We start from the raw sequence: 20,479 nt of genomic DNA on the forward strand, positions 1-20,479 counted from the left end.
GGAATAAAAGAGTTTGGCAGCCCTAAGCCTTATAGTTTGATTTTTTAGTATTTTTATAAAAGTTATTCTGTAGAACCTACCACCCAAACTTATTACTTGAGCTTATAACTAAAGCGTCATAGCACAAACTAGGATGACTCACCGCTTTATAACAGCTGCTATTTTGGCGGCTGTCTTGGCTTAAGTTTTATAGGTATTGATGATCATTTTTATGATGGATTACCAATATCGCTGTCAACAATCTTTAATAGCTAAAAGGAGCCAGCTGTGGTCAAGATTAGAGAAGGATTGCCCTTAGTAGATGGTCAAACTACCCAAGAAGATAGTGCGAGCTTGGCGGCGCAATTGGTTGCCAACCAACGCTCTCACCAGTCTGCTAATAGCTATGCGCAAATTCCTTTCGATATCAAGCAGCAATTGGCCACTCATAAGCTGCATACCACATTTGATCGCTCAGCCGCGCTTGCTTATCATACTCACGACCCAAAACTAGCTGATTACGCTGCGGACTCCTACACTCCGACAGGTTTTCCAGATTTAGACCAAGCCAACATTGATGTACCGGCGTGGCTAGATAATGTCGCCGAACGTATCGGCCAAGACTCAGTTCCCAATTTGGCGGCAGCTTGTGAGTTTATTCGCAGCCGTATGAATACCAGCGAGTCTGAGCGCTCAGGAGCTTATGTCACTGGCATCGGTATGAGTGATATTCTCACTTATCTCTATCAGGACGAAGACGCCTTAGTCGCTGCGATGCTCTATCGAAGCGCGCGTAAATCTCTGATTTCGTTGGCTGAGATTGAGCAAAACTTTGGCGCTGATATTCGCATGTTAGTCAAAGATACATTAGCGATGGGTAAGCTGTCCGCTATTATTGAAAATAACAAACGCTTAGAAGACCACTTTATTAATAAACAGCGCGACCAGCTCTCTAATGTCTATAGCATGCTGATCTCGGTCACTAACGATGTGCGAGTAGTGCTGATTAAGCTTGCTGAGCGTACCTTTGCAATGCGTGAGCTCTCTTTTTCTAGCGCTGAGCGCCAACAACGCGTGGCTCGTGAAGTCATGACGATTTATGCGCCGCTCTCGCATCGATTAGGGATTGCTCAGCTTAAGTGGGAGCTTGAAGACTTAGCGTTTCGTTATCTTGCCCCTGATCGCTATAAAGAAATTGCCAAGCTATTATCTGAGAAACGTAGCGAGCGCGAAGCTTATATTCAGCGGGTAGAGAGCAAGCTTAATCAAGCACTCATCGATGCTGATATCGTAGGCGAGGTTTCAGGTCGGGTCAAACACATCTATTCTATTTATCGTAAAATGAAGCTCAAAAGCTTATCTTTTGATCAGCTCTATGATATTCGTGCGCTGCGTGTCTTAGTCCAAAACCCTGCAGATTGCTACCACGTCTTAGGCTTAGTACACGGCTTGTGGCGTTATATCCCTGAGCAGTTTGATGACTATATTACCAACCCTAAGCCCAATGGTTATCGCTCCCTACATACCGCTGTCATCGCAGAGAATAAATCGCTTGAGATACAGATTCGTACTAACGAGATGCATTTTGAAGCTGAGCTTGGCATGTGCGCGCACGTTAACTACAAAGAAGGGCTGAAGAATAAAAAGGACAACTATCTCAACCAAAAAATTAGCTCGCTACGTCAGCTATTATCCATCAATAACGAAGCGCGTAATCAAGCTCAAGGCGATAATGAGAGCGACGTAGAGTATGATCTAAATGACTTTGATGAAGATGAACAAGCCATTGATTTTGATGAGCTTGAGCGCATCTACGTCTTTAGCCGTGATGGCGACATTATAGAGCTGCCTAAAAATGCCACTGTGCTTGATTTTGCTTATTATGTGCATACTCAAGTCGGTAATCGCGCGCAAGCGGCTCGGGTCAATCAGCGTTATGTGCCCCTCACCTATCAGCTCAAAACCGGCGAGCAAGTGGAGATTATTACCAAAGCTTCGCGCGAGCCTAATCGCGACTGGCTAGTTGCTTCTTTGGGTTATATTCATACTAGCCGTGCTCGCTCCAAGCTGCGTCAATGGTTTAATAAGCAAGACCGCGATAAAAACCTTGAGATTGGTCGACATATGCTCAGCCGTGAGCTTGAGCGCTTATCGGTGCATCCAAACAGTATCGATCTGAATGACTACACTCAGTTTTTTCATGTCAATACTCCTGACGATATTATCGTCGGCTTAGTCACCGGTGAGATTGGTCTGAATCAGCTGACAGGACATATCTCCAGGCAGCTACATTTAGAGCCTGAAAAGCAAAAAGCTGAGTTCACTCCTACTATCGACCCAAAAACCACGGGCAAAGCGGATGCCTATAAGATTTATATCGAAGGTTTGGATAATATCGAGATCAATTTGGCAGGCTGCTGTCATCCGATACAAGGGGAACCTATCTCAGGATATATCACCTTATCACGCGGCGTCAGCATTCATAATCGTGGCTGTCCTGAATATGAACGTCTAATAGAGCGTGATCCTGAGCGCGCTGTTAGTGCAGCTTGGAGAGCAAAATCCGGGCGTTATCAGCCTGTAGACATTCACATCGAGGCGTATGATCGCCGTGGCTTACTACGCGACTTGACTCAAGTCATCGATAAAGAAAGCGTCAATATCCGTCAAGTGGACACCACAAGTAACGATGATAATATTGCTTTTTTGAAGTTCCATGTTGAGGTAGCAGGATTGGCGCATTTATCTAAACTGTTAGCCAAACTTGAACAACAGCCTGGCATATTGCACGCACGCCGAGCGGTTGCGCCTTAATACAGCACTGCTTTAGCACTGATAATTACTCAAAACCATTCCTTTAAAGGTCATGATATAAACGCTTATGCCTGAATTACCCGAAGTCGAAACGACCAAGACTAGTCTTGCGCCTTTACTTAATAAGACTGTAGAGACAGTACAAGTGTTCCAGCCTAAACTGCGCTGGCAGATGCCTGATGACTTGCAAACCTTGGCCGGTTACCGCTTACAGAATGTTGAGCGCCGTGCAAAATACTTAATTTTAAGCTTTGTACCATCAGCGCAGTTATCACAAAGCACGGAGTTAAATAGCGATAGCCGTAAGCTGATTATTCATTTAGGCATGTCAGGGAGTTTGCAGCAGCACGCTTATGGTACTGAAAAACGTAAGCACGACCATTTGATACTCACCTTTAGTGATGAAGATAATACCCTTAGTCAATTACATTATCACGACCCAAGACGTTTTGGCGCGGTACTTTGGTATGCCAATTATAAAACCAAACTACTCGATCACCTCGGGCTTGAGCCGTTATCTGATGATTTTAATACCGACTATCTATATCAGGTCATTCAACGTAGCAGTAGTGATAACAGTGCCAGTAAAGATGACATAGATAAGAAAAAGATAACTAACAAAAAACCTATCACGCGACCGATTAAATCAGTCATTATGGAGCAGCAAGTCGTAGTGGGCGTCGGTAATATTTATGCTGCCGAAAGCCTTTTTTTATCGGCGATTCATCCCGCTACTCCTGCTAACACCTTATCTTATGAGCAGATAGCGCTACTGGTTGAACATATTAAAGCAATTTTAGATAAAGCCATTACGCTTGGTGGCTCTACTCTACGCGATTTCACGGTAGCTAGTGGCCAAACAGGCTACTTTCAACAAACCCTAAATGTCTATGGGCGACAAGGCGAAGATTGTCCGAACTGCGCCGCTACTCTGGATAATATCAAGCTCAATGGGCGCGCGAGTGTCTTTTGCCCTGAGTGTCAACCGCTACCAAAACCAAATCGTTAGCTACATGACTCACTAAAGCTTTATAGAAAGTAGTCAAGACAAAAGTGATTCATTGAGCCGTTAATGATAAAGCTAAAGGTACAGCGCATGAATTTATATTGCTAATCGCCCAACATCTTGGTTTAATAGTAGCTATGTTTAATAGTAGTTGTGCTCAATAATACTAACGTTTAGCAATAGTCTTAGCCTCTATCTTCCACCCTTATTTTAGGATGACATCATGACTGTCAAAACTCGCTTTCAACATGCTGTTAAGTCCAAGCTTTTAACCGCTCTTACTAGTATCAGCCTTGTAGTTATCACTATGAATCCAGCCTCAGCGGCAATCGAGATTGACGAGACAGATTTTGGTCCTTCATATGACACTATGGTAGTCGATACGGTAGTAGGTAAGCCGTTGCAACTAGTCGCCGCCGTTACTGGTACAGCCGCCTATTTAGTTAGCCTGCCTTTCGCCGTCGTCGGTGGTAATGCGGATCAGTCGCAGCAAAAACTATTTGTGGAGCCTTGGGAGGCCATGAGCCGCTGTTTGGGCTGTACCGTCGCCGAGGATAACTACTACAAGTCGCAAGCAGTCGATGATAATACGGTGCGCATCGTAGTCGATCAGCCCTCCGAGATCTTGATTAATACTAACGACTACGTCGTAGTAACTCCTTAGTAGCCGTAATACGTGAGTAATAGCAATACCCTAATAATAGTAACATCCTAATGATAGTAACGCCATAAAATCAATACAGAGTTAATCGCTATTCGCTGACTACTCTTATCTATTACAAATTTTTGACATAAAAAAAGGCTAACACGAGGTTAGCCTTTTTGCATTGTGACACTAAGTCAAATCAAGGTTTAAGCGTTCTTCTTACGACCGTGACGCTTACGCTCACTTTCAGTCAAATAACGCTTACGGATACGAATCGCTTTTGGTGTTACTTCAACCAGCTCATCGTCTTGAATGAATTCAAGCGCTTGCTCAAGCGTAAACTTAACTGCTGGCGTCAACGTCAACGCTTCATCAGTACCACTAGCACGTACGTTGGTTAACTGCTTACCGGTTGTTGGGTTCACTGTCATATCATCATTACGAGAGTTAAGACCAATAATCATACCTTCATAAACTTCAAGCTGAGGCTCTGCAAATAACTTACCACGCTTTTGTAGATTAAACAGAGCAAAGCCTAAACAGGTACCATTAGCCATTGAAACCAACACACCGTTAGTACGACCACCGACATCACCGATCTTTTGTGGACCATAATGTGAGAAGCTTGACGTCATGATACCACTACCTGAGGTCAGTGTTAAAAACTCAGAACGGAAGCCAATTAGACCGCGAGCAGGTATAGTCGCTTCAATACGCATACGACCTTTACCATCAAGCTCCATATTGGTCATCTCGCCTTTACGCAAGCCAACTTGTTCCATGATAGCGCCTTGGTGCTCTTCTTCGATATCGAAAACGACGTTTTCATAAGGCTCTTGTAGTTTGCCATCGACTTCTTTGACGATAACTTCTGGGCCAGATACACCCATCTCAAACCCTTCGCGGCGCATATTTTCTATCAATACTGACAAATGCAGTTCACCACGACCAGAGACTTTAAATTTATCTGGAGATTCAGTATCTTCCACGCGCAGAGCAACGTTATGAATCAGTTCACGCTCTAGACGCTCCCGGATATTACGAGAAGTCACAAACTTACCATCACGGCCTGCAAATGGTGAATTATTCACTTGGAAGTTCATCGAAACGGTTGGCTCATCCACAGTCAATGCTGGTAGTGCTTCGACATGATTTGGATCACAGATAGTATCAGAGATATTTAGTGCATCGATACCTGTGATACAAACGATATCACCAGCCTGTGCATCTTCAACATCAATACGATCAAGGCCATGGTAGCCCATAATTTTTAAGATACGGCCGTTACGTGTCTTACCATGCTTATCAATGACAGTAACTGGTGTATTGGTAGACACTTTACCACGCTGGATACGGCCAATACCGATAACACCTACGAAGCTGTTGTAATCGAGGCTAGATATTTGCATACGAAATGGTGCGTCAGCATCCACTTGTGGCGGCTGTACTACATCAACGATGGTTTTAAACAACGGCGTCATATCTTCAGCCAGATCATCAGCATCCAGACCAGCAATACCGTTTAACGCTGAGGCATATACCACCGGGAAATCCAACTGCTCATCAGTTGCGCCAAGGTTATCAAAAAGATCAAAGATCTGGTCCATAACCCAATCAGGGCGTGAGCCAGGACGGTCAATTTTATTGATAACGACAATAGGTTTCAGGCCTTGTTCAAACGCCTTTTGCGTGACGAAGCGAGTTTGCGGCATAGGGCCGTCAACAGCGTCAACGACTAACAATACACAATCGACCATCGACATGACGCGCTCAACTTCCCCGCCAAAGTCGGCGTGACCTGGGGTGTCGACAATGTTAATACGATATTCAGTATCATCAGAGTTATCTGTCCATCTGATCGCTGTGTTTTTAGCTAAAATGGTGATGCCACGTTCTTGCTCAATATCACCAGAGTCCATCGCACGTTCGGCAATGTTAGCACGATCGCCAAAAGTACCTGATTGATGTAATAACTTATCAACCAAAGTAGTTTTACCGTGGTCAACGTGGGCAATAATTGCAATATTACGCAAGTGTTTAATATCGTTCGCCATATAAAATGCTCGTTTTGTCTTAAGAAAATACAGTAGCCATCTATGCTACTGGATAAATTTTATTTACCAATTTAGCAAAAGCTTTACGAAGATAGTAGTCAATCGTCATTTGCGTACGATTAATTAGGAGGCATAGACGCCGTAATTTTCGATTTAGGGCACTAAATAATACATTTAGCGCCATAAAGATCTTTTTGGCGTAAGGCTTACCGCGTAAAGTGCTGATAGTGACAAATCTATTGCTAAATAGCAGCAATAATAGGGGACTTGTCCATTTGCAAAATGTTTGGGCGGATAGTATAACATTAATGCAAATACTTTTTTGCATTAAGTTATTTATATCATTACTTTTTATGCAACGAAAAAAGCCACCTTTAAAGGTGGCTTTTTTTTATAACAATTAAGATATCAAATTGCTACTTACTGAACAACCATGTCTTTAGTTTGTTCTACAGTCATTGTTTTGTCACCAGTGATGATGGCATAAACACGACGGTTCATAGCGCGACCTTCTTCAGTATCGTTATCAGCGATAGGACGGTCGTAACCGTAGCCTACTGTTGATAAACGGTTTGGTGCGATACCGAACTCGTTAGTCAACATAGACTTAACTGCTACAGCGCGGGCTTCAGATAGACGTTGGTTATAACGTGCTGATGGGCCAGTTTTTGAAGCATGACCTTCAACGCGGGCAGTTGAGTTTGGATACTCACGCATCTTCTCAGCTACTTTAGCGATTTCAGGCTGATATTGTGATTTGATAGTAGATTTGTCGTTATCAAAGAATACACGTAGCTCCATTTTCAACTCATCAGTAATATCTACTGGGATTGGGCAACCACGTTCGTCAACGACGACGTTCATTGGAGTACCTGGGCAAGCGTCTAGTGAATCAACAACACCATCACCGTCAGAGTCTACATCTTCTTCTACAACGACTACTGGCGGTACATAAACGTCAGGCTCTACCACTGGTGGTACTGCTACGGTAGGCTTCAAGTGACCACCTAGTACAACTTCTAGACCAGCTAAGGCCATGCCTTCCCACCAGTTGTTATCGAAGTTATGAATAGCACGTGCTTCACCACGTAAGCTCAACGCATCATTGATACGATACATCGCACCTAAACCTAGGTTACCAATAGTATCTTTAGATTCAGAGACTTCAGTTCCAGCAGGTAAAGTGCTTCCAGCTGGAGCAGCTTTTATAGCATCAGTAGTCGTATATGCGTTTTTATTTTCGACTTTAATCTTAGATTGACCAGCACCAATGAGCATATATGGCTTGAATGCATTATCAGTGTAACCAGTAAATTCCTCTAATCCAACTAAGAAGTTACCAGAAATCATCTCTTGTTCTACATCGAATGCGCTACCAAGGCTGTTGCCATTACCGTTTACAACATTACCATCGGCATTAGATACACCATATTCTACTTGAAACTGTGTAGATGGAGTTAACTCAATACCTAGAGCCGCACCAGTATAAAGATCATCTTCTTTATAGATGCCGTCCTGAACACCAGTGCTATTGACATCGGCACCTGCTTTAAACAGATCAACTTGATCATCATCAGCACCTTCGCTGTAGTGATAACCTAGTAGTACTGGGCTGATAGTAACACCAGCGTTAGCCGCTAGTGGAGCAGCTGTTACAGCGAACAGAGCTAGAGCGATTTTATTCAATTTCATGAGCTTCCTCCAAAGGATAATTTAAGTGGATAAAACAAGTCATACCACTTCCTAAGATATGTTAACTACACACCTATCACGAATGTGTCATTATACAACAAAAGTAATTAGGAAGTAGCTTAGCGATTATTAATTCAGTTTACAACTTTTTTTATCAGGCAGCTACACATTATTACACGATAATAGGGTAACTAAAACAAACTTCAGATACATTCCTGATATTAACTGACATAACCACAATCTTTTTGTTTTTGACCTTAGACTTATGGTTACTAAACCTACCTAAATAATATCAACTTCTTTATTTGTTGTATCTAAGCATTCTAGTACATCCTTGTAGTTTTCTCTATCCATAAAACACTCATTTCACTAATTGAAACATTTTTTGACAGTTGGGCTATATTCTGCTTATATGTACTAGTAAACATTATTTCACTTGCTAGCACTAACAATCCTATTAGAATTGGACTTATTATTTATCCAATAACAGATAGTGCTATCACTAAAGATAAATACAGCGCGCAAATACAATCTATGTCAGTAGTTCGCTGTAGGCTTTACTCATTTATTTAAGATTTACTGTAGACCGCATTCCCCTATTAATTAGCAATTAGCTCAGGGCGGTAAGAAATCATGTACGCTTTAAATCATCCACTACTCATATATTCGTTTATATTAATATTAATTTTAGTATTATTTATATACTTTATTCTCAGTTACACTATCGAGCAACGCTCACGCCAGATTCAAAGGGATCAGGGTTTTACCTTAGTAGAGCTTATTGTAACTGTCTGTGTTTTAGCGATAATAGCTATTATTGCTGCACCATCTATATTAACTCAGTTAGCCAATATGGAGTCTAAGCGCATCAGATACGATATAAGCTCTATGTTAGCTACTGCAAAAGCGGAGAGCTATTTAAGACGTCAAAATCTAATTGTTTGTTTATCGGATTCAGCAGGACGTTGTCATAAAAATAGCAATAAAGCGATGTTACTATTCTTTGATCACAACAATAATCAGCACTTCGATACTTCTACAGATGAGCTATTAGAGCAACAGCGCTTGTCTCCTAGGTATGCTCAGCTACATCTGCGAGCAGGTAATCGGCATTATATTAAGTTTTGGGGCGATAGCGGTAGGCCTCGAGGATTTTTTGGTCATATCAAATACTGTCCTACCTCCAGCTACAATCAAAGTAAGTATCAAATATCTTTTAACCAAGGCGGTATTGTGAAATACAAACCTGACGCCGCTCATCCGACTGGCTGTTAGTCATTTTTTAAGTTTCTAAACAGAAGAGAAGTTATTGATAACGCTGTTGCTGCTGCCATAACAGGCGGCTTTGTAGCGGCTGATAATCGAGTAGCTGATCGATAAGCTGACGATGTAGGCGCGACCATGAGTTCAAAGTTGAGCTTTCGATACCGAGCTGAGTCATTGACAGTATTTCTTGACCACGAAACAAAGTTGCTGCTGAGGAAGAAAGGTCTGCTGACTCCTCTGCTACCACTGGTACAAAGCCAGTATCAGCTAAGAATCGATAAGTAGTCTCTGCCTCGATAGCTTCTAAGTTACTATCCTGCGTTAAGCTCAGTGCAAAGCCTAACTCTTTAAACAAGTGCTGCTCGAATTGACGCAGACACAAGCGCAGCTCATCGGCTGTTAATGGCTGTTTGAGTAAATTTAAACTATCTTGATAATGTTGCCATAGCACTGGCATAGGATCTTCGCTAGGAAGTAGCTTCCATAGTATCTCGTTGAGATATAAAGCTGCGTATTGCTGTTGACCGCGGATCTGACCATAGCGTGGGTTATGAGCGGCTGGCGATGTTACTGCTGATGACTGGTTTGTTGCAGGGGTAGGCTTATCGTTTAATAGGCGATCGAGCTGACTGATGGTAATTTGGGTAAAGGTTTTAAGATCACGCTTACCAGTAGCAAACAGCTGTAATGGTGCAAATAGCGGCGCGCCTTTTTTGCCAATACCATGTACGACGCCATGCTGCTGAGAAAAAAGGTAGTAGATCGCACGTTTTTCTTGGTAGGAGCGCTGATGTAATAAATAACCTACTAATGCTTCATTGCGCATCTATTATTACCTCAGCGTTTATTGATATCTAGTTAGAGTATTTGGTTCTACTAGTAGTACCTTAATACCCTAAGCTATTTAGAGCACGTTCATCATCTGACCAACCGCGTTTGACTTTAACCCAAAGCGTGAGCATGACTTTTTTGTCAAACAGCAGCTCCATATCTTTGCGAGCGTCTATACCCACTTGTTTAATACGCTGACCTTTCTCGCCAATGACAATGGCTTTTTGACCACTACGCTCGACAAAGATAGTTGCATCAATAAAAGTCATAGCTTTGCGAGGACGCCCGGTTTTAGGATCTTTATGCGCCGCTTCATCTTTAAAGCCATCAATTTGTACCGTCAGATCATAGGGTACTTCATCTCCGGCGCTACGCATAATTTTTTCGCGGATAATTTCACTGGCTAAAAAGCGCTCTGAGCGATCGGTGATTTGTTCAAGATCATAAATAGGATCTGCAATGGGCAAATGCGAAGCAATAACTTCTTGCAGGCGGTCTAGGTTTTGGCTCTTCAAAGCAGAAACCGGTACGATATCGGCAAAATCAAAGCTTTCATTGAACGTTTCGATTAATGGTAATATCACGCCCTTATCTTTTAGCGTGTCGGCCTTATTGATAATCAAAACAACCTTTAGGTCAGTCTCACCCAGCTTTTGTAGAGTCAATAAATCATCTTCACGCCATTGATCTGAGTCTACTACAAACAGTACCAAATCCACATCGACTAAGGCTGATAATGCCGCCTTATTCATGCGCTCATTGATCGCGCGCACCTCATTGTGATGAATGCCTGGGGTATCCACGAACACCGCCTGCATCTCATTGGTACTCAAAATACCATGAATACGGTGGCGAGTCGTCTGCGGTTTACGTGAGGTAATAGAGAGCTTTTGACCCAAAAGATGGTTCATCAGCGTCGACTTACCTACGTTTGGACGTCCGACAATAGCCACATAACCGGCTTTGAAGTTCTCTGCAATGTCGTTGTGACTATTCGCTGAAAAGAAACTATCGATTGCGTCGTCATTATCAGTAGTGTTTGGTGTCTCGGCACTGTTGTCAGCATCATTAGCTGTTTGTGATTGCACAGTCGCTAACGACTCGCCTATCTTTCTACTGTTTTTAGGCGTGTTAATTTCGGTGTTTGGCTCAGTTTCGTTATTTTGGCTCATATTATTGGCTTTGTCTTTAAGGTTAAAGTAATGACTTTTATAGTAAAAGAATTGATACTTTAAGGATAGTTATAAAAGGATAAGAGTAAAGAGTAAGGCTTATCTTAAGGGCGTTTTTTTATCGCTTTGGGGAGTTTGTGCAACTGATTGATCATCAGCTCAGCTGCTTTTTGTTCGGCGATACGGCGACTCTCGCCAGACTCAGTCACATCAGGGCACTGACTGATATTTACCTGACAGCGAACAACAAAAATCTGATGCGGAGCGTTACCGCGAGTTTCTATTAATTCATAAACCGGAAGCTCGAACTGCTTAGATTGTAGCCATTCTTGCAGGCGGCTTTTGGCGTCTTTTAGCACTTTTTGTTCATTGACGTTTTCTATCAGCTCACCATACCAATCTAGCACGCAATTACGGGTAATATTAATATCTTGACTATCGAGATATATCGCGCCGATTAACGACTCTACCGCGTCGGCTAAAATAGAAGCACGGTTACGACCGCCGCCCTTACGCTCACCAACACCGAGTATAAGATGATTCGACAGCTCAAGGTTTTGCGCTATGATGACCAGCGACTCTTGGCGAACCAAAGTCGCGCGCATACGTGTCAGGCGTCCTTCGTTTTGCGTAGGATAACGATGGTATAGAGCTTCACCTACGATCATTCCGAGCAGCGCATCCCCTAAGAACTCTAAGCGCTCGTAGTTTGTTTTACTATCAAAAGAGCGATGAGTCAAAGCCAGCTTAGGTAAGCTTGGATCATTAAAAACATATCCAAGCTTGCGCATCAGCACTTCTAAGCCCTGAATAAAACTTGAGGTTAATGTTAGCGCGTCAGTAACGGTGCTTGTTTTATGACTAGCAGGCACAGGCTTTGCTTTATGCTGCGGCGGATTTGATTTCATGCGTGGCTTTTGGCTATCCTTTTATCGTATTAATATAGCAGCTTAATGAGTGCTTATTCTGCTGACGTCCCATCGATATCGCCTTCAAAGCGATTGACGATATCAACGTTTGCAAAAAAGTTATTGGTTTCTTGGTAATTTTTATAAATCGCCAATTGTCCTGGTTTTTTATTCGTAAAGGTAAAAATATCTTGGGCTACAGTATCGTAGTAAGCGTTGATATTCAGTTGTCTATTGACGCGTTCAATATACTGAGTCGATGTCTCGTTATTAGCATTCGCTTCTTTTAACTGAGCCGCTAATAGCTTCGTCAATTGATAATCGCCCACTTGCGCAGGCGCAATAGCTAAGGTTAGCTTACCTGCTATGACGATAATGATTAATAATAAAATTATACTAGTCACACTGCCGCGCTGTGCAGATAAACTGTTTTGCTTCATCCTTACGCTTCCTATATAAAATGGGTAAGCTGAGTAAGCTGCTATCGTTAGTCGATGGAACCATTGCGATCAAAAGTTGGCATACTTAGACCAGGCGGCTTATGCATCCAAATATAAACAGCTTTTCCGGCTAAGTTCTCATCAGGAACAAACCCCCAAAAACGGCCATCTAAGCTGCGGTCACGATTATCACCCATGACAAAATATTCATTTTCAGGAACCGTGATACGCCACTGATTCCCAGCCGAGCTCACTACCTCTGACGCTTGCTGCTGTAAAAAAGGCGCATATTGTGAGCTGTTCATGCCTTTTAGATAGCGAACCAGATGCTCATGCTCGCCTTGCGTCTCTTTAAAATACTGCGCTTGCTCTTCTTCTAACTGCCCCATTCTCGTCGCTTCGGCGTCAGTTAGCACTTCACCTGGCGCAATCTGACCTGCTGGATACAGCTGTGAGGTCAATTCCGGATTGGCAGCAAAGTCGACGGACTCTGTTTTTACCTCTGTACCATTAATAGCAAGAGTACCATTGTCATAACTGACCGTATCACCCGGCAGGCCAATAACACGCTTGATATAATGCACACTTGGATTTTCAGGATAACGAAATACAGCGACATCGCCGTGCTCAGGATCACCTGTATCAATAACTTTACTATAAGTTAAAGGCAAGCGCACGCCATAAGCAAACTTATTTACCGCAATGAAATCGCCAGTATATAGCGTCGGCACCATAGAAGAGGATGGAATATTAAAAGGCTCAATCAAAAAAGAGCGTACAATTAAGACCACTGCCAGTACTGGAAAAAAGTCATAGGCCCAGCGCACTAGTAGGTTTTCTTCGCCGGGACCACGCGTTTTTCGTTGCTTCAAAGCCAGTTTATCTAATAGCCAAATCAGCCCTAAACCTAGCGTTAGTGGCACTAAAATTAAGTTAAAATCAAAATCCATCAAAGTGCCCTTCAGCTATCAAAAAATGACTCATTTTGCCACATTCACTTTATCGCTTCGTTTAAAACCGTAACTATTCTGATATCAAACCATCGGTAGTCGTAATGATTTATTAACTATCGACCTGCAATACTGCTAAGAAGGCTTCTTGTGGTATCTCCACATTACCCACTTGCTTCATGCGTTTTTTACCTGCTTTTTGCTTAGATAACAGCTTTTTCTTACGCGAAACATCGCCGCCGTAACACTTAGCCAAGACGTCTTTACGCATCGCTTTGACCGTGCTACGACCGATAATCTGACTGCCAATCGCTGCCTGAATTGCGACATCGAACATCTGGCGCGGGATCAGCTCTTTCATCTTACCCACTAGCTGATTACCACGGAAACGCGCTTGATCTTGATGCACAATCATCGCTAGGGCGTCGACTTTATCGCCGTTAATCAGTACATCAACCTTGACCAGTTTATCGACTTGATAGCGCTCAAAGTTATAATCTAAGGATGCAAAGCCGCGCGAGACTGACTTGAGTCGATCAAAGAAATCCATGACCACCTCGGCCATTGGAATATCAAAAATAAGCTGTACTTGCTTACCCATAAAGCGCATATCGACCTGTACACCGCGGCGCTCAATACATAGGGTCATAACGTTACCCAGATAGTCTTGTGGTACTAGTATCTGACAGCGCGCTATCGGTTCACGAAACTCTTCGATATTGTTAGGCTCAGGGAGTTTTGATGGGTTATCAACGTAGATCACCTCGCCATCTTTCTTTTCTATCTCATAGATAACCGAAGGCGCAGTGGTGATTAGATCCAAGTCATATTCGCGCTCAAGACGCTCTTGGATAATCTCCATGTGCAGCATACCCAAAAAGCCGCAGCGAAAACCAAACCCTAGCGCATCAGAAGTGTCTGGCTCAAAAAACAGTGACGCATCATTGATTTGCAGTTTTTTCAGCGCTTCGCGGAACTTTTCAAAATCGTTAGAATCTACCGGAAACATCCCTGAATAGACCTGCGGAGTGATTTGCTTAAACCCTGGAATACGATCAACATCAGGCGTTTTTTCGTGAGTGATAGTGTCCCCTACTGGCGCGCCAGCGATATCTTTGATCCCAGCGATGATAAAGCCAACTTCACCCGCCTCTAAAATACCAGTATCTAAAGGCTTAGGTGTAAAGACACCAATTGAGCTGACCGGATGCGATTCTTGGGTCGATTTGATATAAATCTTATCGCCCTTACGCACGGTACCTTCACGGACTCTCACTAAAGACACAACGCCCAAATAGCTATCAAACCAAGAGTCAATAATGAGCGCTTGTAGCGGGGCGTCGCGATCGCCTGTCGGTGCTGGGATACGCTCAACTAGCGCCTCTAATAACGCCTCCACGCCCAAGCCTGACTTGGCAGAAACGCGAGGGGCATCGATTGCCTCTATGCCGATGATATCTTCAATCTCTTGAATGACGCGCTCAGGCTCCACTTGCGGTAGATCAATCTTGTTAAGGACAGCCATGACTTCTAGGCCCTGATCGACTGCGGTATAACAGTTGGCAACCGACTGCGCCTCAACACCTTGCGCCGCGTCAACGACTAACAGCGCGCCTTCACAAGCCGCTAGTGAGCGCGATACTTCATAAGAAAAATCGACGTGACCTGGCGTATCGATAAAGTTTAGCTGATAACGCTCACCATTAGGATGGTCATAATATAGCGTGACCGACTGCGCTTTAATGGTGATACCGCGCTCACGCTCGATGTCCATAGAGTCAAGCACTTGCGCCTGCATCTCACGATCTTGCAGCGCGCCGCACATCTGAATAAAACGATCAGCAAGGGTCGACTTGCCATGATCAATGTGGGCAATGATAGAAAAATTACGAATATTGGCTAATGCAGTCACAAAGCGCCTACTAAATAAAGGATGATTGGATCGTAGTTGTTAGTTGCAAAATCGCGTCTCTAGCATTTATTACAACGTACTTATACGTGCAGGTATTCTAGCAGTTTTTGGCTCTAAAGTAAGGCGATTTTATTTGACAAAATTGGTGCATAACAAAAAACGAGCGTTTTTGATGGAGTCATTCTCGATTGAGTATAAACATTGATTATAAATAAAGAAAGGCCTGATACCATTAACAAACGGCGCAACACGATTTGACGATTCTACGCTTGAGGTAAAATTTCAGGCAAAAAAAAACCAACCGCTAAGGATTGGCTTTTTTTGAATATGGTGGCGATGAAGAGACTTGAACTCTTGACCTCACGATTATGAGTCGTGCGCTCTAACCAGCTGAGCTACATCGCCATTTAAGGCTCGGTATAATACCGATAGCATCGACTTGCGTCAACCCCAATCTGACATTTTTTGCAAAAAAACTGCTTTAACTGCTGAAATAAAATAGTAAACCTAATAAGCAAAATAGGTTTGGCAGACCGATAAGCCGGGTTCTGTCGTGGACAATCATTCCTCTAGGCGTATTATCGCTAATACGCTCAAGCAACCTACCCGCATCGAACGCGGGCCGCGCCATACCGATGCCTATTTGGTCTTGCTACGCGTGGAGTTTACCTTGCCGTGAAATGTTGCCATTCACGCGGTGCGCTCTTACCGCACCCTTTCACCCTTACCTCACATGCTGATGCGAGGCGGTCTACTCTCTGCTGCACTGGTCGTCAGATTACTCTGCCCAGCCGTTAGCTGGCACGCTGCCCTATGTAGCCCGGACTTTCCTCCCCTGCAATTCTATCTATTAAAAATAACAAACAGTATGCAGCGGCGATTGCCTAGTCTACCAAGCGCGCTAGTATAGCAAAACTAACGCCTGTATGGGAAAGTCTTTTCGGCATATTTTTAGAATGACTTTAATGACCTTAAAAGCACTTTAAACACTTAGATAAATGCTGTTGGCAAGGCTATGTCAGCATTATCTGAATGTTCATTTGCTTGTTTGGCCAAGACCAGCCAATACGCTTTGGGGTAATAGCGCGCCAAATACGCCTGCAAAAAATCAATGGTACTATTTGCAATCTCAGCATCCGTTTGTTCAGCATCATCATGGATATGATTGTAAATCACACTATGGATCATTAAGCCGCGCGATTTTATGGCTTCTAAGCTTAGCAACGTATGATTGATGCTGCCCAGTCGGCCAGAGGTGACCAAGACGATAGGATAGCCTTGCTTGGCAATATAATCCAAGGTTAATAGTTGCTCATTTATCGGTACCAGTAGCCCGCCTGCCCCTTCAAGCAACACCATCTCATAATCGGCTTGTAGTGCTTTGGTGGCATCGGTAATCACATTGATGTTAAGAGGCTGATTGGCCAATGCTGCGGACAGATGCGGTGACGCAGGCTTCTCATAGCGATAAGGACAGGTGGTAAAGTCCAGATCGCATGGCTGTAATGGCATCTGCATCAATTGACGGTGACTTAAAATATCATCCGCAATGCCTAGTTCGCCATCTGCTTGTTTACTGATGCCTGTTTGCACCAATTTTTGCGTGATAACGTTCACACCCTGCTGCATCAACGCTTTGGCAAGTAGACCCGTGGCATAGGTTTTGCCGATATCGGTATCAATGCCGGAGACAAATAGCACGCTCATGGTTAACCTCGATGTTCTAAATACGTACGTACTACTTTTAGCAGCGCTTGGCATAAGGTGGTCAGCTCATCATCTGTAACCACGTAAGGTGGCATGATGTATACCAGCTTCCCAAAGGGTCTGACCCAAATGCCATGATCAATCAATAAAGACTGAAAAATGGGCATATCAACAGCGTCTTCTAACTCAATCACTGCCACTGCCCCCAAACAACGAACCTCGGCAACACCTGCCAGCTGCGCAGCTGGCGTCAGGGCTTGCTCCATCGTACGCTGCATATTGGCAGTACGCGTTTCGATATCATAAGACAGGATCAAATCAATCGATGCACAGGCGACCGCGCAGGCGAGCGGATTACCCATAAAGGTCGGACCATGCATAAGGGCTGGATAGTCACTATTATGAATGGTATCGGCAATATGACGAGTACAGAGCGTTGCGGCAAAAGTCATATAACCGCCGGTCAGCGCCTTGCCAATGGTCATGATATCAGGGGTAATGCTGGCATGCTCACAGGCAAATAACTTTCCACTACGCCCAAATCCAGTAGCAATTTCATCCGCTATCAAGAGTACATTGTACTTATCACAAAGTGCGCGTAATAGCCGCAAATATTCAGGGCTATAAAAACGCATACCACCTGCGCCCTGAATAATTGGCTCAATGATAAAACCCGCCAGCTGCTCACCATACTCTACAAAAAACTGAGCTAACGACTCACGATCATCTGCCGTCAATGCGCGATCAAAGCCAAGTGGCGGTGCTGAGACAAAATGCTGCATCGGTAGCTGCTTACCATATAGGCTATGCATCCCATTGACAGGATCACAGACACTCATGGCGTGCCACGTATCACCATAATAGCCTGAATGGGTCGAGGCAAACTGTTGCTTGTTTGGGCGCTCGGCAGCCACTTGATATTGCAGCGCCATTTTTAGTGCCACTTCTACGGCGATACTGCCACTGTCCGCATAAAAAATCGCATCGAGACCAGAAGGCACAATATCGAGTAGCTTTTTGCCCAGATCGATCGCTGGCTGATGGGTCAAGCCACCAAACATCACATGCGCCATTTTGCTCAACTGCTGAGTCAGCGCGTCGTTTAGCTTAGGATGATTGTAGCCATGGACGCTCGCCCACCATGACGACATTCCATCAATCAGGCGCGTGCCGTCTTCAGTAATGATATAAATCCCTTCAGCGCGATCGATAACGACATTGGAATAGGTGGGTGGTAGGCTGGCATATGGATGCCATAAGTGCTGGTGGTCGAAGTCGCTGGTAGGCATACTCATCGTCCGCTCGCAAACGAAAAGTATGTATGTTGAAAAAAGTGTATGGGCAATTGAATATCCGTATTCATCATATTATTCCTAGGCTTTGTTGGGCAGCAGCATCTCAGCACATTATTGACCCGTAATACGCTTATATTTGGCCAATAAGTCACTTTCTGTCTCGACATGATTGGGGTCATGAGGGATACAATCGACGGGACAAATCACCACGCATTGCGGCTCGTCAAAATGCCCGACACATTCGGTGCATAGATCTGGATCAATGACATAAATATCATCGCCTTCTGAGATGGCCTCATTTGGGCAAGCCGGCTCGCAGACATCACAGTTGATGCATTCATCAGTGATTAATAACGCCATGACCTACCCCTTTATGATTTTGTGGTTACCGTTTTAAAAATACGCTTCGTTAGTGATAAAAGCCAATACTTGCTGATCTATTTAGTCTGAATCGCCAGCTTATCGATAAAGGCTTGCGAGACGCATTCTGGTACAAACTTTCTGACATCGCCGCCAAGCTTAGCGATTTCGCGAATCATAGTCGATGAGATAAAAGAGTAATTCTGTGACGGCGTCAAAAACACTGCCTCAAAATTTTCATCGAGCTCGCGGTTCATATTGGCCAGTTGAAACTCATATTCAAAATCTGACATCGCGCGCAAGCCGCGCAAAACAGCAGTTGCTCCCTTTTCGCGCATAAAGTCCACCAGCAGACCCTCAAACCCAACGACAGAGACTTGCGGCAGATCCGCAAATACTGTTTCTACCAACCGTACCCGCTCCTCAAAACTAAATAGCGGCTTTTTATGGTGGCCTGAAGCCACAGCAATGACCACTTCATCAAATAATTTAGTCGCGCGTTTGACCAAATCGACGTGACCGGTGGTAATGGGATCAAAGGTGCCAGGATAGAGGATTTTGGTATGTAGCTTAGAAGCTTTAGGTGTAGATGATGGGTTCATAGCAAGGCTAATATTGTCGTTGATAGTATGCGTATCCTAGCAAATTTAGCAGTGATTGAACACTCAGTTTATTCGCTTTTGCGAGCTTAGACTACAATAGTAACGACTACATTTGTCCTAAGCTCGCTTTACCCTTTTTAACTATCGATTTGTTACAATACTCGCTCGACTCATCCGTTTTATAACCACAAGCTAATGATGACATTAGTGGGTTAGGATGAGGAACAGTAAGACTAAAGCGTTAAGTTCAAGTCAGCACATTTAAAACAGCAACTTAACGTTTTGAGGGAGAAATTATGTCAAAAAAATCTAAAAAACCGGACAACCAAATTGCCAGTAATAAAAAAGCGCGGCACGAGTATTTTATTGAAGAGACTTTTGAGGCAGGATTGTCACTGCAAGGCTGGGAGGTCAAGTCCATTCGCGCCGGCAAAATGACCATTACCGAAGCTTATATTATCTTTCGTAATAATGAGGCTTTTTTGTTTGGTGCCCATATTCAGCCGCTAATCTCCAGCTCTACGCACATCAACCCTGACACTACGCGCACGCGTAAGCTACTACTTAATCGCCGCGAGATCGATAAGCTTTACGGCGCAGTTAATCAAAAAGGCTATGCTTGCGTGCCCTTATCCTGCTACTGGAAGCGCTCGATGGTGAAGTGTCAGATCGGACTTGCCGTTGGTAAAAAGCAGCATGATAAACGTAAAACCTTAAAAGATCGCGACTGGGAGCGTGATAAGCAGCGCGGCTTTAAACAGCATTTGGGTTAAGTCATTTATAGTGGTTTAATACAAAAAGGACGACTTTTATAAGCCGTCCTTTTTTTAGTTTTATTAATTTTA

The 20,479-nt window shown here is 43.7% G+C and carries 17 protein-coding genes, 1 tRNA gene, 1 other RNA gene and 1 pseudogene; 6 read left to right on the forward strand and 14 right to left on the reverse strand.

Features of this window, described 5'->3' with window-relative positions:
• Nucleotides 1–267: 267 nt before the first annotated feature.
• From I3248_RS03625 to I3248_RS03635, 3 genes are all read left to right on the forward strand, one after another.
• Nucleotides 268–2,793, forward strand: coding sequence for a bifunctional (p)ppGpp synthetase/guanosine-3',5'-bis(diphosphate) 3'-pyrophosphohydrolase (locus tag I3248_RS03625; RefSeq protein ID WP_238062591.1), 2,526 nt, complete (start codon nt 268–270; stop codon nt 2,791–2,793).
• 67 nt (nt 2,794–2,860) lie between these two features.
• Nucleotides 2,861–3,802: a bifunctional DNA-formamidopyrimidine glycosylase/DNA-(apurinic or apyrimidinic site) lyase gene (mutM, locus tag I3248_RS03630; RefSeq protein WP_238062592.1), complete on the forward strand. Its 942-nt coding sequence runs from the start codon at nt 2,861–2,863 to the stop codon at nt 3,800–3,802.
• A 220-nt stretch (nt 3,803–4,022) separates the two neighbouring features.
• On the forward strand, nt 4,023–4,463 hold the full coding sequence (locus I3248_RS03635) for a hypothetical protein (RefSeq protein ID WP_201558188.1): 441 nt from the start codon (nt 4,023–4,025) through the stop codon (nt 4,461–4,463).
• Between the two features lie 188 nt (nt 4,464–4,651).
• On the opposite strand, the gene typA is transcribed toward I3248_RS03635, so the two are convergent.
• Both typA and I3248_RS03645 read right to left on the reverse strand, forming a co-directional pair.
• Nucleotides 4,652–6,499: a translational GTPase TypA gene (gene typA, locus I3248_RS03640; RefSeq protein WP_238062593.1), complete on the reverse strand. Its 1,848-nt coding sequence runs from the start codon at nt 6,497–6,499 to the stop codon at nt 4,652–4,654.
• 420 nt (nt 6,500–6,919) lie between these two features.
• Complete coding sequence (locus tag I3248_RS03645; RefSeq protein ID WP_238062594.1) at nt 6,920–8,191, reverse strand: OmpA family protein; 1,272 nt, start codon at nt 8,189–8,191, stop codon at nt 6,920–6,922.
• A 633-nt stretch (nt 8,192–8,824) separates the two neighbouring features.
• Between I3248_RS03645 and I3248_RS03650 the strand changes: the two are divergent.
• Nucleotides 8,825–8,985 (forward strand): annotated as a pseudogene (locus I3248_RS03650) (prepilin-type N-terminal cleavage/methylation domain-containing protein); the annotation flags it as partial.
• A gap of 94 nt (nt 8,986–9,079) precedes the next feature.
• On the forward strand, nt 9,080–9,466 hold the full coding sequence (locus I3248_RS03655) for a GspH/FimT family pseudopilin (RefSeq protein ID WP_238062630.1): 387 nt from the start codon (nt 9,080–9,082) through the stop codon (nt 9,464–9,466).
• Between the two features lie 31 nt (nt 9,467–9,497).
• Here the strand turns inward: I3248_RS03655 and I3248_RS03660 are convergent, their stop codons facing one another.
• The 12 genes from I3248_RS03660 to coaD all read right to left on the reverse strand — a co-directional run bounded on the left by I3248_RS03660 (nt 9,498) and on the right by coaD (nt 19,634).
• On the reverse strand, nt 9,498–10,283 hold the full coding sequence (locus tag I3248_RS03660; protein ID WP_238062595.1) for a DNA repair protein RecO C-terminal domain-containing protein: 786 nt from the start codon (nt 10,281–10,283) through the stop codon (nt 9,498–9,500).
• 61 nt (nt 10,284–10,344) lie between these two features.
• Entirely contained in the window at nt 10,345–11,304 is a 960-nt protein-coding gene (gene era / locus I3248_RS03665; protein WP_339340870.1) for a GTPase Era, read from the reverse strand.
• 260 nt (nt 11,305–11,564) lie between these two features.
• Nucleotides 11,565–12,368 (reverse strand): ribonuclease III, encoded by an 804-nt coding sequence (gene rnc / locus I3248_RS03670; protein WP_238062597.1) that lies wholly within the window; start codon nt 12,366–12,368, stop codon nt 11,565–11,567.
• Between the two features lie 53 nt (nt 12,369–12,421).
• Nucleotides 12,422–12,808, reverse strand: coding sequence for a DUF4845 domain-containing protein (locus I3248_RS03675; protein ID WP_201600323.1), 387 nt, complete (start codon nt 12,806–12,808; stop codon nt 12,422–12,424).
• A gap of 47 nt (nt 12,809–12,855) precedes the next feature.
• On the reverse strand, nt 12,856–13,758 hold the full coding sequence (gene lepB / locus I3248_RS03680; protein ID WP_025646502.1) for a signal peptidase I: 903 nt from the start codon (nt 13,756–13,758) through the stop codon (nt 12,856–12,858).
• Between the two features lie 112 nt (nt 13,759–13,870).
• Nucleotides 13,871–15,670 carry a translation elongation factor 4 gene (gene lepA, locus I3248_RS03685; protein WP_201558154.1) on the reverse strand — a complete coding sequence of 600 codons (1,800 nt, stop codon included), beginning with the start codon at nt 15,668–15,670 and terminating at the stop codon, nt 13,871–13,873.
• Between the two features lie 328 nt (nt 15,671–15,998).
• A tRNA-Met gene (locus tag I3248_RS03690) sits at nt 15,999–16,075 on the reverse strand.
• A 116-nt stretch (nt 16,076–16,191) separates the two neighbouring features.
• Nucleotides 16,192–16,566, reverse strand: an RNA gene (gene rnpB, locus I3248_RS03695) — RNase P RNA component class A.
• A 94-nt stretch (nt 16,567–16,660) separates the two neighbouring features.
• Entirely contained in the window at nt 16,661–17,377 is a 717-nt protein-coding gene (bioD, locus tag I3248_RS03700) for a dethiobiotin synthase (RefSeq protein WP_238062598.1), read from the reverse strand.
• Nucleotides 17,378–17,379: 2 nt separating this feature from the next.
• Nucleotides 17,380–18,672, reverse strand: coding sequence for an adenosylmethionine--8-amino-7-oxononanoate transaminase (gene bioA, locus I3248_RS03705; protein ID WP_238062599.1), 1,293 nt, complete (start codon nt 18,670–18,672; stop codon nt 17,380–17,382).
• A 111-nt stretch (nt 18,673–18,783) separates the two neighbouring features.
• Nucleotides 18,784–19,032, reverse strand: coding sequence for a YfhL family 4Fe-4S dicluster ferredoxin (locus I3248_RS03710; RefSeq protein ID WP_193006256.1), 249 nt, complete (start codon nt 19,030–19,032; stop codon nt 18,784–18,786).
• Between the two features lie 77 nt (nt 19,033–19,109).
• On the reverse strand, nt 19,110–19,634 hold the full coding sequence (gene coaD / locus I3248_RS03715; RefSeq protein WP_238062600.1) for a pantetheine-phosphate adenylyltransferase: 525 nt from the start codon (nt 19,632–19,634) through the stop codon (nt 19,110–19,112).
• 296 nt (nt 19,635–19,930) lie between these two features.
• Between coaD and smpB the strand changes: the two genes are divergently transcribed.
• Nucleotides 19,931–20,407 carry an SsrA-binding protein SmpB gene (gene smpB, locus I3248_RS03720; RefSeq protein ID WP_201610935.1) on the forward strand — a complete coding sequence of 159 codons (477 nt, stop codon included), beginning with the start codon at nt 19,931–19,933 and terminating at the stop codon, nt 20,405–20,407.
• Nucleotides 20,408–20,479 lie beyond the last annotated feature (72 nt).

It is taken from the genome of Psychrobacter sp. Ps3, from assembly GCF_022129275.1.
GTDB lineage: Bacteria > Pseudomonadota > Gammaproteobacteria > Pseudomonadales > Moraxellaceae > Psychrobacter > Psychrobacter submarinus.

Coding starts and splice junctions, on each gene's coding strand:
- mutM (WP_238062592.1), top strand. CDS start 2,861: ATGCCTGAATTACCCGAAGTCGAAACGACCAAGACTAGTCTTGCGCCT.
- I3248_RS03635 (WP_201558188.1), top strand. CDS start 4,023: ATGACTGTCAAAACTCGCTTTCAACATGCTGTTAAGTCCAAGCTTTTA.
- typA (WP_238062593.1), bottom strand. CDS start 6,499: ATGGCGAACGATATTAAACACTTGCGTAATATTGCAATTATTGCCCAC.
- I3248_RS03645 (WP_238062594.1), bottom strand. CDS start 8,191: ATGAAATTGAATAAAATCGCTCTAGCTCTGTTCGCTGTAACAGCTGCT.
- I3248_RS03655 (WP_238062630.1), top strand. CDS start 9,080: ATGTTAGCTACTGCAAAAGCGGAGAGCTATTTAAGACGTCAAAATCTA.
- I3248_RS03660 (WP_238062595.1), bottom strand. CDS start 10,283: ATGCGCAATGAAGCATTAGTAGGTTATTTATTACATCAGCGCTCCTAC.
- rnc (WP_238062597.1), bottom strand. CDS start 12,368: ATGAAATCAAATCCGCCGCAGCATAAAGCAAAGCCTGTGCCTGCTAGT.
- I3248_RS03675 (WP_201600323.1), bottom strand. CDS start 12,808: ATGAAGCAAAACAGTTTATCTGCACAGCGCGGCAGTGTGACTAGTATA.
- lepB (WP_025646502.1), bottom strand. CDS start 13,758: ATGGATTTTGATTTTAACTTAATTTTAGTGCCACTAACGCTAGGTTTA.
- bioD (WP_238062598.1), bottom strand. CDS start 17,377: ATGAGCGTGCTATTTGTCTCCGGCATTGATACCGATATCGGCAAAACC.
- bioA (WP_238062599.1), bottom strand. CDS start 18,672: ATGAGTATGCCTACCAGCGACTTCGACCACCAGCACTTATGGCATCCA.
- I3248_RS03710 (WP_193006256.1), bottom strand. CDS start 19,032: ATGGCGTTATTAATCACTGATGAATGCATCAACTGTGATGTCTGCGAG.
- coaD (WP_238062600.1), bottom strand. CDS start 19,634: ATGAACCCATCATCTACACCTAAAGCTTCTAAGCTACATACCAAAATC.
- smpB (WP_201610935.1), top strand. CDS start 19,931: ATGTCAAAAAAATCTAAAAAACCGGACAACCAAATTGCCAGTAATAAA.